We start from the raw sequence: 16,594 nt of genomic DNA, 5'->3' as shown, positions 1-16,594 counted from the left end.
GGGAGTGTCCCGATTAGTTGAACGCGTTAATTAGTGCGTCGGCTGTGGCGGCGGCATCGTAATCCTCGAGGAAGCCACTGAACGCGCTGCTGATGTTCGTGGAGACACCGGGTGAGACAGCCAGGCCGTGTTGGATTGACGGCGGCTGGTTGTCAGCGGCGTTGAAGTCCTCGAACTGATCCTGCTGGAAGTTGTTCAGTGAGGACACATCGGCGTCGCTCCGTGGCGGGATCGAGCCCTTCTCGGCGTTAAACAGGACTTGCCCTTCCGCGCTGCCACAGTAGCTGAGGAACTGCTTTGTCGCCTCCGGTGAGGGGTTGTTGGCGAGATACGGGAAGGAGTCCATGTTGAGGAGGTAGCTCCCGCTGCCAGGGTAGGTAACTTGGCCCCAGTCGTCGCCGTAATTGAAGTCGTCGGCATTGCTGTAGGCGCCAGCGGCCCAGTCGCCTTGGTGGATGAACGCGGCGTCGCCGTCCATCACCATCGTGTTGGCCTCGGTGAAGCTGATCGACGAGGAGTCACTCGGGTAGTACTCGCTGAGATCGACGACCGACTGGAGGGCACTTTCCACAGCCGCGGTGTCGCCGTTGCCGTTGATGAACGCTTCGTAGCCATCGATGCCGGCCTGACCGAGCAGGATCGTCTCCCACAGTTGGACGGTCGACCACCCACCGCTGGTCTGTTGGGCGAAGGGCACGGCGTCGGTTTCGGCGGCAATCGTCTCACAGGCGTCGACAACATCGCTCGGCGACGAGAGGCTTTCAGGGTCGACTCCGGCCTCCTCAAGGACGGCCGTGTTGTAAAACAGGTTGTTGATCCGGTGGATGTTCAGCGGGACAGTGACGTAGCTCCCGTCGTATTGGGCTTGTTCCTGTGGCCCCGCCAGATAGTTCTCCTTGAGATCATCGTCCCACACATCGCCCTCGATGTCCTCGTAGGCTCCGTCGAACTTGGCGAGGGTTTTGCCGGGCCACGTCTGGAACGTACTCGGCGGATCGTTGGCCTGCAGTTTGTTGAGGACGACCTGATCGAGATTGCTACGGGCCGCGCCGTCGACCGGCTCCTCGGCGAACTCAACATCGGGGTGTTCCTCTTGGAACCCTTCGATGAGGGCCGCGATCGCGGCGTTGCCGTCGCCGGATGACCATGCGTGAAGCAGTTCAAGCTCGTTGCCGCCGCTTCCACCGTCGCCGCCATCGCCGCCACCGCCGCCACCGCTACAGCCGGCCAGCCCAGCGACAGCGGCAGCACTGGTAGTCGTGAGGACGGTACGGCGTGACACATTGGGTTCGTGTTCAGACATTGGATATCATTCCTTGGCGGGGATCGTGGTGCCGGTAGACTGCTCGATGTCTACCGTCAACGGCAGCGCACGAATCCACTGGTCACTCTGAAACACTAAGGCACATTAACAATTATGTAGAATTTAATTTATATAGCATTTCGAAACCGGATACTATACACAATTTGTAAACTAATTCCGATTGCAACTTTTGCAGTATTTGCTACAGAGGACGAGTGGTACAACCGTCTCATCAGGGATATCGCCCACGGGTTCTCGATTAAATCGAACGTTCATTAAACTGGCCGCGACGACCAAGCGATCACACCAGCGACGGCGCGCACGTATCAACGAACGCTGATGAGCAGCCAGCCGATGTAGCCGAAGGCCACCAACACCGCCGCGATCGATCCCCAGACGATCCCGCCGAACAGGAGGCTGCCGACCATCAGTCGGACACCTCCGAGGCTGCCGTGCCGTCCTCGGTCGTCGTCTCAGCCCCGGGCGGATCGAAGGATCGAATCTCTGTTGTCAACGACTCGAAGGCGAAGCCGTCGCCGCCAATGGCGGATGCAACAGCCGTCACAGCTGTCGAGACGGCGGTCGCGCCGAGGAACGCCGGCAGAAACGCCGGTTCGGGCAGCACGCCAGCGATCCCAGGAATCGTTGCGACCAGCCCGCGAAGCATCGGGAAGTAGGTGATCCCGACGACGAGACCGGCGAGACTCGCCGCCAACGCGCCGCCCTGCGTGAGCTCCTGAGAGAACAACCCCCAGATCAGCGGCACAAACACGGCGGCCGCAAGCAGGTCAGCCGTCAGGAACAACTGAAGAACGCTGTACTGTTGGGCCCCGATGATGACCGCTCCAAGCGCGACGAGCGCGGTGAGACCCCGACCCGTCAGGCGGAGCGAGCGGTCGTCCTCAACGTCGATGAGACGGGCAAGATCGACGGTGATGAGACTCGAAATCGCGTTGAGCATCGTGTCGGCTGAGCTCATCACCAACAGGACGACCAGCATGACGACGACGAAGGCGATCGCATCAGGCAGGGCCTCGGTGACGACGAGGAAGAAGGCGACGCTGTTGGTTTCCGGTGTCGTGAGCCCTAAGCCAGCGGCTGCGACGCCGAAAAGCCCGGCCAACAGCACCATCGGAATCACGGTCAGGGCGGCCACGCTGAACGATCGGGAGAGCGTCGACTCGCCGTCGGCCGCATACACGCGCTGCCAGATCCCCTGATTCAGCATATTGGCTCCGAGCACGGCGAAGACGACATACAAGCCGAACTCAAGCCCGGGCCGGAAGCCCGGATCCAGCAGCGTCGGATCGGTTGCCATCGCTGTCTGGTAGAGGTCGCCGGTGCCGCCGAGCGAGACGACGGCTGCGGCGAAGCCAACCGCCAACAGCGGGAGGATCACGAGCGTCTGAACTGTATCGGTAAAGATGCTGGCGACGAGGCCGCCGTAGGCCGTATACACCAACACGAACGCGCCGACAACCGTGGCGGTCTGCCACGCTGGAACGCCGGCGATCAACTCCAGCGCGCCCGCGATCCCGGTCATCTCCGCGGCGAGGAAGATGAACATGTAGAACACTGAAACGATGAGCACGAAGACGTACATCACCGGACCAAACCGAACAAGGACGAACTCCGTCAGCGAGTGTCCTGTCGGCATCAACTCCCGAATCCGTTTGCCGACCGGGACGAACAACAGCAGCGGGATCGCACTGCCGATAGCGTAGCCGAAGACGGCGGTGATGCCGCCGAAGGCCGCGCCGGCCTCCGCGGGACTGAACAGGATCCACGCGCCCATCGTTGAGGCGATCAACGTCGCGGTCGTCATCCCCGTCCCCGTGGAGTTGCGTGCGGTCAGCAGATCCTCGACGCTGCCAACGCGCCCGCGAGAGTACCACAGACCCGCGATGGTAAAGACCGCCAGCGTGGCGATTGTCAACCCGAGTCCGAGTGTTGTCGAAACCATGCTATGTCCCCTCCAGTGACTCGATTTGGGCGTCGTCGTGTCGAGACATTCAGTTCAGTCAAGCCGTACCGACCGCGACCTATATAATTGACGAATATAACTGCTGAATAACTGGGTTCTGTATCGCGAGAGATACCAGCGAGTCGAATGCCGTGCAGCTACGAAACTGAAACGCGAAGCCCATCGCGGGCGACGTGCACCTCGCCGTCGAAGGATTCGGCAACGCTCGCACACATCTCCTCGTGGGTGCCCTCGGTATGCGGGTAGAGGTGCGTCAGATAGAGATGGTCGACATCGCTGTCGGCGAAGGCCTCGCCGAGTTGACTCGGCGTCGGGTGGCCGTCGACATCGACAGAATCGGGAAACGAGCAGTCGTGGGCGACGACCCGGCAGCCCTCGACAAACCGCGCCATCCCGGCGAAGGCCTCGGTATCGCCCGAGAAGGCGAATTCAGCATCGTCGCCGTCGACAGTAAACCGGTAGGCGAGGCCGTCGATCGAGTGCTGTGTTTCACGACTTTCGACGCTGAACCCGCCGACAGACACGGTCTCGCTGGCCACAATCTCCCGCACCTGGAGGTCGACCCGCCCGTCAAGATACCCATGGACGGAAAGAAGGCCATCGACCAGCCCTTTCGTGCCGACGGGACCGACGACTTCCAGGTGTTCCTCACCGGCGAGCCACCGTGCTTTGAGCAGGGGTAGCAGGTCGGCGACGTGGTCGAGATGAAGGTGTGTTAGCAGGACGGTACTCACGCCCTCGTAGCCGGCGTCGGTCGCGGCAAGGCGGTGGAGCACGCCGCTGCCGCAGTCGACCAACAGGCGTCGGTCGTCGTGTGTCACCAGCAGCCCGGTCTGCATGCGGTCGCCGGTCGGCATCGCGCTGCCCGTTCCGAGAAACGTGACCTCCATACGCGAACCGTACGGGGCAGCGTGGAAAGCGGTTGTGACACACTGTGAGTCGGAAGGGGTATTCCGACGCCCACAACCGACTTACGGACGCGTGACCAAGCCTTCTCATCAATGGCGCGCTCCGGGCGGGATCGACTCTGCGACGCTGACAGCGACTACGAGTTCGATCCCGAAACGGTCGAGATCGCCGACGAGGACGTCCTCTCCTTGTTCGAACCCGCTGTCGCTGACTGGTGGATCGACCAGTTTGGCGAGTTCGTCGCCGGCAACGGCGGCTTCTTCACGCCGCCGCAACGCGGCGCAATCCCCCACATTCACAACGAGCAAAACGCCCTGATCTGCGCGCCGACCGGCTCCGGCAAGACACTGGCCTCGTTTGCGGCGATCATCAACGAACTCTTCGCCCGCGAGCAGGCCAGCCCGGACGGCCTTGAGAATTCGGTGTACTGTCTCTATATCTCGCCGCTGAAATCGCTCGCCAACGACATCCACCGGAATCTCACCGTTCCGCTTGAGGGGATCGCCGACCGCCTCGCAGACGACGGCGTCGACACCGACATCCGGCATGCGATCCGCCACGGTGACACCAGTAGTAGCGACCGGCAGGCCATGCTGGAGACGACGCCACACATCCTCAACACGACGCCAGAGACGCTGGCGATTCTACTCAACAGCCCCAAATTCAAGCAGAAACTCGAAACCGTCGAGTATGTCATCGTCGACGAGATCCACAGTCTCGCCGAAAACAAACGCGGCACCCACCTCGCGGTCTCGCTGGAACGCCTCGAAGCGATGGCCGAGGAGTCGCCGACGCGAATCGGCTGTTCGGCGACGGTCGAACCACTTTCGACGGTTGGTGAGTTCCTCGTCGGCCGCCAGCAGCCGGGTGGCGAGCCACGCGACTACGAACTCGTTGACAGCCGGTTCGTCCGGGAATTCGACATCCAACTGGAGTGTCCGACCGACGACCTGATCAACACGCCCAGAGAGATCGTCCAAGGCCGATTTTACGACCGGCTGCACGAACTGATCGGCGACAACGACCAGACGCTCGTCTTTACCAACACGCGCTCTGGAGCCGAACGCGTTCTCCAGACCTTGCGGGAGCGGTTCCCCAACGAGTACGACGACACGAACTCTGGCTGTCACCACGGCAGTCTCTCGAAGGGCCGACGCAAGGAGATCGAGACCGGCCTCAAAGACGGCGATCTCGACGTCGTGACGACCTCGACGAGCCTCGAACTCGGGATCGACATGCCACACCTCGATATGGTCGTCCAGGTCGGCTCGCCGAAATCCGTCGCCGCCTTGCTCCAGCGGATCGGCCGGGCGGGCCACCAACTCGGCGAAACCGTCGCCGGCCGGGTGATCGCACTCGACCGCGACGAACTCGTCGAGTGTGCGGTGATGCTCCGGAAAGCCGAGGAGGGATTCGTCGACCGTGTCTTCATTCCCGAGAACGCCGCCGATGTGGCCTCTCAGCACGTCTACGGCATGGCGATCAACCGCGTTTGGCGCGAAGCCGAACTCAAGGCGACACTCCGGCGTGCCTATCCCTACCGGAACTTCGACGACACCGAGTGGGAGCGGCTCATGCGGTATCTCACCGCCGACTACGCCGGCCTCGAATCGAAGGACGTCTATGCCAAAATATGGCGCGATACCAACGACGCGCCCGATGGCGACCATCACTACGATGAGTTCCCGGTCGGCGAGCCGTTGATCGGCAAGCGAGGTCGCCTTGCGCGGGTGATCTACATGACCAACATCGGGACGATCCCCGATTCATTCAGTTGCGACGTGCTCACCCGACAGGGCGACGAGTGGGTCGGCAGTCTCGACGAGAACTATCTCGATACGCTCGAACCGGGTGACGTGTTCGTCCTCGGCGGCTCGAACTACGAGTACAGCTATCGGCGCGGCTCGAAGGTCTACGTCGACCCGACGAGCGCACGCCCGACTGTCCCCTCGTGGTTTTCCGAGCGGTTGCCGCTGTCCTATGATCTGGGCCGCGAGATCGTCGTCTTTCAGGGCAACCTCTGTGAGCGATTCGACTCCGGCGGCGTCGCCGGCTGTCGGGAGTGGCTGCGGGAGTTCCCGATTGACGAAAACGCCGTCCGAGCAATTAGCCGACTGTTCGAAGAGCAGTTGCAGTATCTCGGCCCCGATGCCGTGAGCACCCCTGACCGCATCGTCGTTGAGGAGGAGTTAGATCGCGCCGAGTATCAGCGGCGGTTCTACGTCCACTCGAACTACGGTCGGCAGTTCAACGACGGCCTCTCGCGGCTGGTGGCCTTCCACTGCGCCCAGCAGGCGACCGCGAACGTGCAGGTCGCCGTCGCCGACAACGGGTTTTCGGTGCAGATGCCGCTCAACCGCAAGGTCGACATCGCCGGCATCATCCGCGATCTCGATCCCGGCGACGTGACGACCGACCTCCGGGCCGCCCTCGACGGCACCGACCTGTTGCAGCGGTATTTCCGCATCAACGCGACGCGCTCGCTGATGATTCTCAAACGGTACAAAGGCTATGAGAAGTCGGCGGCCCAACAGCAGGTTTCCAGTGAGATGCTGTTGTCGTTTGCACAGGATCTCGATTCCTTCGCCGTGATCGAGGAGACCTATCGGGAGATCATGGAGGACAAACTCAACGTGAGCGGGATTCGAGAGGTGTTGCAGCGAGTCGACCGCGACGAGATCGAGATCGTCGCCCACGAGGTCGACTCGCCGAGCCCGCGGGCCTTCGGGTTGGCGACGCTGATGGCCAGCGACGTGGTGCTCGCCGAGGACGAAAGCGCGGTGCTCCAGGAGTTCCACGAACGCGTGGTCGCGGCGATCGACGATAACTCGTCGTCAGTTTCCGAGGCCATTGAAACTGATTAAGTCACTGCCGGAGATGTGATGCTGAGAGGTACACCTATGTAGCTCGATCATCACGGAATATACAGTAGGAGTAGCTGGTGACCACCCAGACCCATTGCACTACAGCATCAGATATGTCTAATACAGCAAATCACTCATCCGAGCGACGCCGAGCATGAGCGAGACAGACTCGATCAGTGCTGCGTCGAACCAAATTTCGACGATCATCTCGCGGATCAGAGATGCGGTCATTACCGACGAGCAGTTCCTCGAAACGGTAGTATCCGGGCTGCTGGCCAGAGGCCATGTCCTCCTAGAGGATGTTCCGGGAACCGGGAAAACGCTGACCGCTGTCGCGCTCGCCGACGCATTGAACCTCGAGTTCAACCGAATCCAGTTCACCCCTGATCTGTTGCCGAGTGATATCACCGGCTCGCAGATCTACAACGAGCAGGCTGGTGAGTTTCGCTTTCAGCGTGGGCCGGTCTTTGCGAATATCGTGCTTGCCGATGAGATCAATCGCGCCCCACCGAAAACGCAGTCCGCCCTGCTTGAGGCCATGGATGAAGGCCAGGTGACCGTCGGCGGAACCACCTACGAGCTTCCGGATCCCTTCTTCGTGATTGCGACCCAGAACCCGATCGAACAGGAAGGGACGTTTCGGCTGCCGGAGGCCCAACGCGATCGGTTTGTCGTGAAGACCTCACTCGGCTATCCGGATCGTGACGGCGAGATCGAACTCCTTTCGCGACGCGAAGACCGAACAACAAAGCTGCCCACCGTCGATCCCGTCGTCGACGCCGAGCAGGTTTCGACGCTCCGGCAACTCCCGGAACAGGTGCGGATGGACGCAGAGCTGAAAGGTTATCTTGTTGATCTCGTTCGCGAAAGCCGAGCGGATTCCCGTGTTGACGTTGGTGTCTCGCCGCGTGGGATCCAGCGATTTTTCGAAGCCGCTCGGGCACGGGCGGTGATTCGCGGCCGAGACTACGTGACACCGGATGACATCAAGACGATCGCCCTCCCTGTGATGACACACCGTCTCGTGTTGACCTCGGAGGCAGCGATCCAGGATGTTGATGCGGCGACGATTGTTGCAGAAGTGCTTGAGAGCGTCCCTGTTCCAGGAGCGACCGGCGAGGCCTGAGTCTCAGCCCTGAATTGCGGCGAGGATCACGACAACACCCAAAATGGCGGCCAGCATCGCAACCACCGTTCCGCCTTCAGGGACGATCCCGCCGAGCACAGTCGCATACAGCACCCACGCGATGGTGATTCCACCGATCGTGACCACGGCCGCCGACAGTGTATGAATCAACTCGATCTGCAGCGGTGACTCGGTTTTGAGCTCCGCCCACGTGGTCGCACCCCGGTCGCCGATATCCCAGACGAACACCGAGAGTCCGACCACAGCAAACACTGTGAGCCCTGAGGCCCCGAAGATGCCGATCGCAATCGCGCCGATTGCAAGCCCGGTCGCCGCCATCGCGCTGCCGGCGGTCTCGACGGGGAAGTAGTTGATTCCGCTCCCGAAGATGACGACGCCGAGAACAAATGTCAGGAGCGACATGCCGATGACAATGACACCAGCGATCACACCAGCCGGCGTGAGCGCGGTTGTCACCTGTTCAACGATGGGCGCGACCGCTGCTGGAACGCGGTCTTGAAGCATCGATACCGCCGGCGTCCCGACAACAGCGAGCGTGCCCGTGGTAGCACCTGCAAGTATCCCTGGCACAAACCAGCCGACGGTACTGGCAATCCGGCCGGTGAGCAGCTGTACTCCGCCAAATACGGCTGCGATCAGCATCGCCCCGCCAAACGCGACAAGCAGGACGCGACGGAGACCGGGGGCCGCAAACAGCGCAAATAATGCGGGATAGCGACCGGCGATGGCAGCGATATCGACCGACGACACAACTGCCACCAGTCCACCGACTGTCAGCGATACAATCACCCACAGCGAGATATTCAGTAGCCGGCTGAGTTGGTTCACGCCGGCTTCAACCCGCTCTTGGCTTGTTTGCGGGGTGAGCTGGACGATCGGTGCGGCCGCAAGAATGAGCTGTCCGCCTGCGATAACGAAACTACACAAGACAAGGAAGGTGATCATCGCCACGGTCGCAGTTCGCGGCGCGAGGAGCACGGACGTGATGCCCAGGCTGTCGAATCCAACTGCCGGCACCTGCGTCAGGGCATCGAACCGTCCCACGATGATTCCCGCAAAGAGAACACTGGGCCCAACTGCGGCCTTGTTGTTCACCGTCCACATGGCTGCGATACTCCCGTTGCCGACCGTGGCGTTGAACAGCCCGAGAACGCCGAATCCAGCCAGCCAGGCGGCTCCCACGAGCCCGAATAATCCGATCGCCGTCGGGATCGTTGCGAGAATCGCGTCGACTGGCACCGGCACCAACACACGCACTGGCAGGACGACCGCTGCCAACACGCTGACACCAACGATCGGCAGCAACAGTGCGGTGATGGCGAGGCCGGCTGGCGTCTCTGTATCACGCAGAATTGTTAGCGCGCCGACGCTCACTCCGGAGCAGCCAGCGACGAGTGCCGGCGATGTCCGGCCAACGACGGTTGTGAGCAGCCAGATCCCCACCGCGACCGCGACCGCGATGAGTACCGCTGTCGACCGTGTGCCATTCGGTTCTGGGATCGACAGTCGGCCACGAAGCATCGTTATCGACCCATCCCCGTGAGTCGTGTGAGAGCATCCCGAAGGCTGTCTTCAGACTCCCAATCGATGACGGTCGCCCCCAGCAGTCGCAGAGATTCGAGCCGTACCGCCCGTTGCATCCCGGTGATGCGACCGCCGATTGTCGCCGGCGTCGTGGCCGGCGAGAGAATCGTCACCGCATGGCCATCAGCGCGGAGGGATTCGACGAGGTCGGTGATCGGCGCGTCTGTCACCGGGCTACAGAGAATTACCTGTGCCCCGGTCGGCACGAGCGACCGCGTTCGATTCCACGCCACCCCGCCGTCGGCGACAGACGCACCGGGGGTGTGTTGTCAGCGGTCGGGTCATCGGTCGTTGCCGAGCCGGGAGCCGTGTGAGACCCATCTGTCGTGCTGGTCGCAGCGGCGTTACAGATGGCGGTGGCATGCGGCACAAATGAGCGCCCCTCCTCGGCGGCAGCCCAGGCTGGCGGATGGCGATCGGTTTCTGGGTCTGCGACACCGAGAGCCCCCAGCGAGACCTCGTGACCCTCGTTGATGAGTACCTCAAGGGCGATCGTTGCGGCATACGCGCTCAGTGTTGCCCCCGTTGGTGCGTTGCGGTCGGCTGCGGTATGAGCCGCCCGACGACTGTCGATGAGGACGGTGATGTGTGCGGCATGCTGTTCACGGAACTCAATGGTCGCCAGCTCCCCGGTTTTGGCGTAGCTGCGCCAGTCAAGCCGCTTGACCGGGTCGCCAGGACGATACTCGCGGGTTGCATGGAATTCGACACCCGGCCCGCCGCTGTCTGTCGCTAACTGGCCCGCATAGGCTGTTGTCTGTTGTACCGGGATATCTTCGATCGTTACCCGACACTCGAAGCGATCGATGCCGTCGGCCGTTTTCGTTGTCTCCGCGAGTCGGGTGCCGTTGGTATTTCTGGCTCTGAGCGTGACCGGCTCGAAGCTGTAGCTCCCGCGGTCAGCTCTGATTGTGTAGGTTACCGTATACTGGTCGCCGGGCTGGAGCGCGCCCCCGGATCGAGGCGAGCCATCAGTGACACCGATCTCTGGGGGACTCCGTCGACAACCCGCAGATCCGGGATCGTCGACGGCCCCGTGTTTTCGACAGTCAATGTGACAGCGATCGATTCCCCCGGTGCTGGTGTTTCAGGTGTGAGCTCTCGGGTGACGTGGACGGCGTCGTCGATCGCTGGTGTGGTGGCCACAGCCGCAGTCAACACAAAGAGCAGTGGAATCCCGGCTGCGAGAATCAGGGTGTATGTCCCAGTGAGAATCCCTGTGGCAGCTAAGAGCAGTGCATACGCCCGAAACCCGCTGAATCGTCTGATCCGCATTAGCTGTCACCACCGGTGTCCGTCTGCAGTCGACCACGCAGTTTGTCGATCCAGGACTGCTGGGTGGCGGCAGGTGCAAAGCCGGTCGTCGCCTCAGCACACTGTGTTTCGACAACCCGCAACGTTCGCCGCATACGGTAGTCGTAGGCATGGGTTGGATACAGCCACTCGTAGAGCCGGTACCACAGCGGGAAGTCCGCGGCATTGGTCGTCGTCACCGTTGCTGCCGCGACAGCATCGGTCGTCCAATCGCCGCCGTCAACATACCTGATTGCGTCCTGTTTCTGTTTGTCCTGTGTGTAGAGTGCGATGAGTATTTGTCTCAGTGCATCCTCGATGGATGTCTCCGCGCTGTGTGCGTGGGCTGTCTGTTCAAACGCTGTCGTGAGTCGCTCACCCGTAATCGACACGTCGCGAGTTGGTGTTTCGACCGACGTGGTGTCCAACCCGCTGTCTGCATCGCGGCCGTTCCAGACCCCGAATCCGATCAATCCAGTAAGCGCGAGTAGTCCGCCAGTTAGCAGGACAATGCGCCGATCGCCAAGCGCCTCGGTTCCCTGGGTGAGTGGCTCGGTCACGCTAGCCGGCAGGGCCGACGGGCGGTAGCCGATCAGCAGCGCAAAGCCGACTATCAGACACACACTCCCAGCGAGCGCGATAGTGCGAGCGGTGAGTGTCTGTCTCATGGGTCGTCGTCCTCCGAGGACTCGGTGATCTCTGCGAGGGCCTGTCGGGCTGCGTCGAGCCGTGAGTCCCCCGGTGATTGCTGGCCGTACTCAACGGCCCGATACAGATCCGTGAGGTAGGTGACTGGTTGGTTCGGAACCCCCTTCTCGATCGCGTACTGTCCGATCTCAACGGGCGTTCGGGTTACGGCCTGTGGGGGACGGATGAGCGAGACGAATGTCTGCCACATCGACCGGAGCTGTCGATCCGGCTCAGCCCCGTTAGCCTCACTGTGTGTCGATTCCGTGTCTGCGTTGCCAGCGGTTGCTTGCCACCGGTGACGAAGGTGCTCCAGCCACGATTTGAGCGCGGCTAACAGCCGGCGTGGATCGAGTCGCTGCTGGATCTCACTTACCGACAGAGCAAACACCGACCGCCACGCCCGGAGCCGGGCGAGAAGCCGCCTCATCGCGGTGGTCAACCGATCTGCTGCCCCACTGGAGTGTCGTTGCTCGATCGGGGAGTCGCCGCAGAAACGCCCTGATGACAGCCAATCGATCTGTCACCGAACCGCTGGTCACGCCGCGACGACGGGCAGCAATCACGATCCCAGCGATGACGACGAGGACGCCACCAACAACGATAGCAGCGTTTCGGTAGAGCCCACCGACCTGTGTCTCGCCTGTTACACCAGTCCCCGTCGTTGCAACTGTGGCGGTGTTTGCGATCGGGAAATTGAACGCAAGCGTGCCGTTTTCATCTGTCTCGCCGACCGTCTCACCGTTGACGCGGACTGGAACCCCGTCGATCGGCTCTCCGGATCGGGTTACCTTCGCCGTCGCTGGCCCCGCGGGGAGCGCGATGCCACCCGGACTGACTGAGACATTTGGTGTCAAGGCAGTCCGCTCGTCGTTCGGCGTGTCGGCATTTGCTGGGGTGACCTCGAAGGTGGTCGACTCACTCACGGCTCCTCGGGAGACGGTGACGCGATACGTGCCCGGAGTGACATCGGCCAAGGAGAGGTCGTAGTATCCCTCCCTGTTTGTTGTTCCGACCTCGGTTCCATCGAACGAGACTGTTGCATCGCTGATCGGGATATCCTCGACGCTGGCGACGACTCTGGCGGTTTCGCCAGCTGTTCGGCTGCCGACGACCGCGAGTGTGGCGTTTTTCGCCAGCGGATAGGTCGCTGTTGAGTCTGCTGTCTCCCCATCGATCTGTGGGATCACTGTATTGCCTGGTGTCAGTGGTGTCGCTGCACTCAGCAGCGGGAGACCGTTGGTGATCGCGCCGACCGAGGCCACAGCGAGTGGTCTCACTTGGGGGTCGGTGTGGCATCGGTGTATTCGGTCTGGGTGGTGTCGTCGCCGGCCCGGATCGTGACGCGGTCGGTATAGGGCAGTGTGGTCTCGACGGATCCGGTCGCATCTGTCCACCCGACTCGCTGATCGTTGACGAACACCGGGACACCGCTGATCGACTCATTTTCTTTGGTGACTCGCACTGATACCGGCGCGCCGACAACAGCCGATCGGTTCAACGAAACCTCGTACGGTGGGTCTGGTGTCGACACCGAGAGCTCGTCGGCTGGCGTGGGATCGAACCGAACCCAGCCGACATCCGGGAAGTACACCTCGACCCACGCGTGGCCGCGGTCGCTCGTGACGAGATAGGTATCATCGCCGACCGGTCTGCCCTTCCGGAAGCCGACGACATACCGGGCGGGGACGCCCTGGCTTCGGAGCATGGCGGCCATCGTGGTCGCAAACTGCTGGCAGTAGGCGGCATCGACCTCAAAGATCAGTTGGTCGGCGATCGGCTGGCTCGGGTCGAGCGATGTGTTCAGCGAATAGCCCTTGTTCGATGTGAGCCACCGCTGGACGGTTATCGCGCGGTCGTATCGGGTGTCCGTCCCCGCCAAGAGTTCGCCGGTGAAGTCGCCGACGCGATCGGGGGTGTCCCTCGGCATCCGGGTGTACGTTTCGCGGATTTCCCGTGGTGTTTGGCCCTCCGCGTTTCGAAGCACCGACGGCTGCCGCGGTGGGAGCGCACTCGTTGCGGTGTAGGTCGTCTCCGCCGGCAGCGACTCGTCGGTTTGAATGCCGCCGGTCGCCGAGGTTTGGAGAGTTGGCTGGGTGCCGTCGCCGCGGAACGAGACTGATTCGGGTTGCCACGCCGTCGGCAGCGAGCGGCCACCCTCCAAGAGGGTGACATCGTAGGTGATGCGTCGATTGCCGCCGGTGAGGTCGTCGTTTGGAATCCCCTCATCGAGTGGGGTGGGGGCCTCGGCCTGCTGCCAGCCGGTGCCGGTGTAGGTCTCGTAGGCGGTCTGTCGCCAGTAGGTGTTCACCGGCGATTCGACGGTAAACAGCGGGGCTTGGCTGGGTTGCTCGCTGAGGCTCCCGCTGATCTGAGCCGACTGTGGTGGGTTGGTGAGCGAGCCCCCGGCGGTCTGTCCGGGCGCGCCGATCCCGGTTGGCTCACCACTCCCAGCAGACTGGCTCTCGCCGGACTCGCCGTCGCCGGTGGATCCCATCTCGCCGGATTGGGCGCCTGCTTGCGTGCCAGCGGGCAGTTGGCTGCCCTCTGGGAGTTGCTCGGCGATGGCTTCGTTTGAGCCGAAGATGTCGACGGCCGGGAGAAACGCGGCCGAAAACAGGAGGGCGACGATTGCGATCACGACCAAGATGGCCTCGCCGATCCGCCTGTCGTCGCCCATGGTATAGTAGCTGTCTCGGGTGCAGCGCAGGTAAATGTGACCCCTGAAGCGGTGAGTCGTTATCTGTGTCGAGCGGGCGATGATCCACCCAATCGAGAGCGCGCAGTCCGGGCGGTTCGGGTTTCTCGATCTCGACGCCGTCTATGTCGCCGACGGTGCGGGCAACGTCCTCGAATGCCTCTGCGACGACGGCGACGCGGCCGAGTCGCTCGCGGGCGGGGTGCCGATAGCCGGCGTGACCGAGGTCGGGCTGCCGGCTTCCGACGTGTTGGCGCTCGTCGAGTGGCTCGAATCGGCCGTCGGGCTGTCGGCGTGGGGCTCGCCGAGCGAGTCGTTCGCCTGGGTCGGCGACCGCGGGGCGCGGTTCGTCGTGCTGCCCGCCGGCAGCGAGTGGTATCCGACCGAGCAGGTGGCCGACAGCGAGCCGATGGGCGCGACCGTTGTGAACGACGAGGCGACACCGGGGACGTATGAGCATCCGGAGTTACCCTATGAAATTACCGTTCTCGAAGAATAGCTCGTGGTGTAGCGTCAGAACTTATTCGCATGGCCATCAGTAATTTCGACAAGAACCATGAGTAATTTCGACAAACAGGACGACGACCCCGAATTGGGGAACGGTGACAGGGTATCCGAGCGACTGGAAGAACTCGATTTAGAAGAAGCCGACACTTGTTCCACCGAGGAACTCCGCAAGCGACTTGATCTGTAGACGACTTCGATAGACGGTATCGAAGCGGTCGAGACTCTCAAGAAGTGCGTATAGATCGATCCACAATTAATCTTCATTTTCGGACACTTCTGTTGTGAGCAGAGGCCACAATAGTCTGTTTACGACCGCCTGAAATGGCCCCAGTGCAGTGACAACACCTCCAGCAGCAAATGAGCTAATACCCAGTACGAGATAGGCTCTCACTGGAAATCCAGTGGATTGTCCACCAAGTGAAAATCCGATATATGTCCCAATCAAAATGAGTGCCGTTGCGAACATCAAAGAGCCAATTATTACATACATACCGGGGGCGGTTCTGGAGTGTCGTTTCAACAGACCCCAGAGATCTCGATAAAATCCACCCACCGCCGTCTTAGTCTCTGTTGAGGCTGGGTTGTGTGTTTCTGTATTCCAAACGACCGTCATTTGTCCCTCTGTTTTGTCAATCCATGCCTCATCTCCCTCTTCCATTTCCTGAATAAGTTCACTGACACGGGTTTTCGAAACCGAGACAGCCTCACCTATCTCATCAAGTGTTAACTGCTTCCCGTGATTCATGTACAAGAGTTCTGCAATCTCGAAGAACGTTTCTCCCTTAGAACTGAATTCATTCTGGAAGCTATCCGGAATTTGAGCCATATGAAAATATCACGAATCCCGAAAGTAAATAATTAGTTCCGGTGTTGATGACGATCAATACCCCGGTTGATAGCGATAAACCCCTGTATTAGCCGATTTAAACATCTTCTGTGTTTTTTGACCCCCGAACAGTGGTTACGGTTGGCTATGTCAGGCCACAAAGAATCAGACACAACGAAGCAGCGACTCAAAACACTCTCGGCTGATCCGAACTGGAATGAATACATTATTCCGGAGAGGACGATAGGAGTAATAGGCGTCTTGATGGTGATCGTGGTGTCGGTACTATTCTATCCGGAGGAAATCATTCGGTTCGGGAGCGAGTTGGATCAGGGCTATATTAGCGCGCTACAAAGTATCGCCCCAGAAATAGGTCTTATTCTCCTGCTGGTTGTTGTCCACGAGTGTATCCATTATGCGGTAGCAGTCGCAGAAGGAAAGAAGCCACAATTCGGATTCCGAGTCCGTAAGACGGTTGGACTACCCTTAGAGATAAATCCGTATGTTATTGCACTCAAACAACGGATTTCTCGTAACGAGAATATTTTGGTGCTTATCGCACCGCTGGTTTTGATTAATTCGCTCGCAGTCGGTGTATTGTTACTTCCCATGCCGAATAAAGTGAGTTACTACGCAGAGTTAGTTTTCGTAGTCAATACTATCGGTTCAATTCAAGATATATACAATGTGATTCGGTTACTTGGCTTTCCCAAGACGACTGAATTTGTGAATTTCGTTGACGACGAGGTTAGAACATTCTACACGACTCAATCAAAGTAATCGAATTAGAAC

General features: G+C 60.7%; 17 protein-coding genes. 5 read left to right on the top strand and 12 right to left on the bottom strand.

The annotated features are described in order from the left end of the window. Positions 1–13: 13 nt before the first annotated feature. The 3 genes from ACFQJB_RS06095 to ACFQJB_RS06085 all read right to left on the bottom strand — a co-directional run bounded on the left by ACFQJB_RS06095 (position 14) and on the right by ACFQJB_RS06085 (position 4,177). Positions 14–1,282 (bottom strand): ABC transporter substrate-binding protein, encoded by a 1,269-nt coding sequence (locus tag ACFQJB_RS06095; protein WP_379725115.1) that lies wholly within the window; start codon positions 1,280–1,282, stop codon positions 14–16. 448 nt (positions 1,283–1,730) lie between these two features. Further along, on the bottom strand, positions 1,731–3,266 hold the full coding sequence (locus ACFQJB_RS06090; protein ID WP_379725112.1) for a sodium:solute symporter family transporter: 1,536 nt from the start codon (positions 3,264–3,266) through the stop codon (positions 1,731–1,733). Positions 3,267–3,424: 158 nt separating this feature from the next. Next, entirely contained in the window at positions 3,425–4,177 is a 753-nt protein-coding gene (locus ACFQJB_RS06085; protein WP_379725109.1) for an MBL fold metallo-hydrolase, read from the bottom strand. A 111-nt stretch (positions 4,178–4,288) separates the two neighbouring features. On the opposite strand from ACFQJB_RS06085, the gene ACFQJB_RS06080 reads away from it, so the two are divergent. Beyond that, on the top strand, positions 4,289–7,060 hold the full coding sequence (locus tag ACFQJB_RS06080; protein ID WP_379725106.1) for an ATP-dependent helicase: 2,772 nt from the start codon (positions 4,289–4,291) through the stop codon (positions 7,058–7,060). 154 nt (positions 7,061–7,214) lie between these two features. After that, positions 7,215–8,186, top strand: coding sequence for an AAA family ATPase (locus tag ACFQJB_RS06075; RefSeq protein ID WP_379725103.1), 972 nt, complete (start codon positions 7,215–7,217; stop codon positions 8,184–8,186). 3 nt (positions 8,187–8,189) lie between these two features. On the opposite strand, the gene ACFQJB_RS06070 is transcribed toward ACFQJB_RS06075, so the two are convergent. From ACFQJB_RS06070 to ACFQJB_RS06035, 8 genes are all read right to left on the bottom strand, one after another. Further along, on the bottom strand, positions 8,190–9,728 hold the full coding sequence (locus tag ACFQJB_RS06070; RefSeq protein ID WP_379725100.1) for a hypothetical protein: 1,539 nt from the start codon (positions 9,726–9,728) through the stop codon (positions 8,190–8,192). Positions 9,729–9,730: 2 nt separating this feature from the next. Next, positions 9,731–9,997, bottom strand: coding sequence for a hypothetical protein (locus ACFQJB_RS06065; RefSeq protein ID WP_379725097.1), 267 nt, complete (start codon positions 9,995–9,997; stop codon positions 9,731–9,733). After that, the gene (locus tag ACFQJB_RS06060) at positions 9,976–10,563 is read right to left on the bottom strand and encodes a DUF58 domain-containing protein (protein WP_379727974.1); all 588 of its coding nucleotides are present in this window, start codon (positions 10,561–10,563) and stop codon (positions 9,976–9,978) included. Before ACFQJB_RS06060 ends, ACFQJB_RS06065 begins: the two co-directional genes overlap by 22 nt. A 146-nt stretch (positions 10,564–10,709) precedes the next feature. Continuing rightward, on the bottom strand, positions 10,710–11,066 hold the full coding sequence (locus tag ACFQJB_RS06055) for a hypothetical protein (protein ID WP_379725093.1): 357 nt from the start codon (positions 11,064–11,066) through the stop codon (positions 10,710–10,712). Further along, positions 11,066–11,752: a DUF7269 family protein gene (locus tag ACFQJB_RS06050; protein ID WP_379725090.1), complete on the bottom strand. Its 687-nt coding sequence runs from the start codon at positions 11,750–11,752 to the stop codon at positions 11,066–11,068. Before ACFQJB_RS06050 ends, ACFQJB_RS06055 begins: the two co-directional genes overlap by 1 nt. Further along, positions 11,749–12,162 (bottom strand): DUF4129 domain-containing protein, encoded by a 414-nt coding sequence (locus tag ACFQJB_RS06045; RefSeq protein WP_379725087.1) that lies wholly within the window; start codon positions 12,160–12,162, stop codon positions 11,749–11,751. The genes ACFQJB_RS06050 and ACFQJB_RS06045 overlap by 4 nt, the downstream gene beginning before the upstream one ends. Then, entirely contained in the window at positions 12,140–13,051 is a 912-nt protein-coding gene (locus ACFQJB_RS06040; protein WP_379725084.1) for a hypothetical protein, read from the bottom strand. Before ACFQJB_RS06040 ends, ACFQJB_RS06045 begins: the two co-directional genes overlap by 23 nt. Further along, positions 13,048–14,451, bottom strand: a complete 1,404-nt coding sequence (locus ACFQJB_RS06035) for a transglutaminaseTgpA domain-containing protein (protein ID WP_379725081.1) — start codon at positions 14,449–14,451, stop codon at positions 13,048–13,050. Before ACFQJB_RS06035 ends, ACFQJB_RS06040 begins: the two co-directional genes overlap by 4 nt. 79 nt (positions 14,452–14,530) lie before the next feature. On the opposite strand from ACFQJB_RS06035, the gene ACFQJB_RS06030 reads away from it, so the two are divergent. Next, entirely contained in the window at positions 14,531–14,968 is a 438-nt protein-coding gene (locus tag ACFQJB_RS06030; protein ID WP_379725078.1) for a hypothetical protein, read from the top strand. 57 nt (positions 14,969–15,025) lie between these two features. Next, positions 15,026–15,163, top strand: coding sequence for a hypothetical protein (locus ACFQJB_RS06025; RefSeq protein WP_379725075.1), 138 nt, complete (start codon positions 15,026–15,028; stop codon positions 15,161–15,163). Between the two features lie 66 nt (positions 15,164–15,229). Here the strand turns inward: ACFQJB_RS06025 and ACFQJB_RS06020 are convergent, their stop codons facing one another. After that, positions 15,230–15,802, bottom strand: a complete 573-nt coding sequence (locus ACFQJB_RS06020; RefSeq protein ID WP_379725073.1) for a hypothetical protein — start codon at positions 15,800–15,802, stop codon at positions 15,230–15,232. 147 nt (positions 15,803–15,949) lie between these two features. On the opposite strand from ACFQJB_RS06020, the gene ACFQJB_RS06015 reads away from it, so the two are divergent. Then, the gene (locus ACFQJB_RS06015; protein ID WP_379725070.1) at positions 15,950–16,582 is read left to right on the top strand and encodes a DUF3267 domain-containing protein; all 633 of its coding nucleotides are present in this window, start codon (positions 15,950–15,952) and stop codon (positions 16,580–16,582) included. Positions 16,583–16,594: the final 12 nt, after the last annotated feature.

Origin of the sequence: Halonotius sp. GCM10025705 (assembly GCF_042662885.1) — an archaeon.
GTDB classification, from domain to species: Archaea; Halobacteriota; Halobacteria; order Halobacteriales; family Haloferacaceae; genus Halonotius; species Halonotius aquaticus.
The sequence above is the reverse complement of the archived record's forward strand: the minus strand, read 5'-3'. Positions and strand labels throughout refer to the sequence as shown.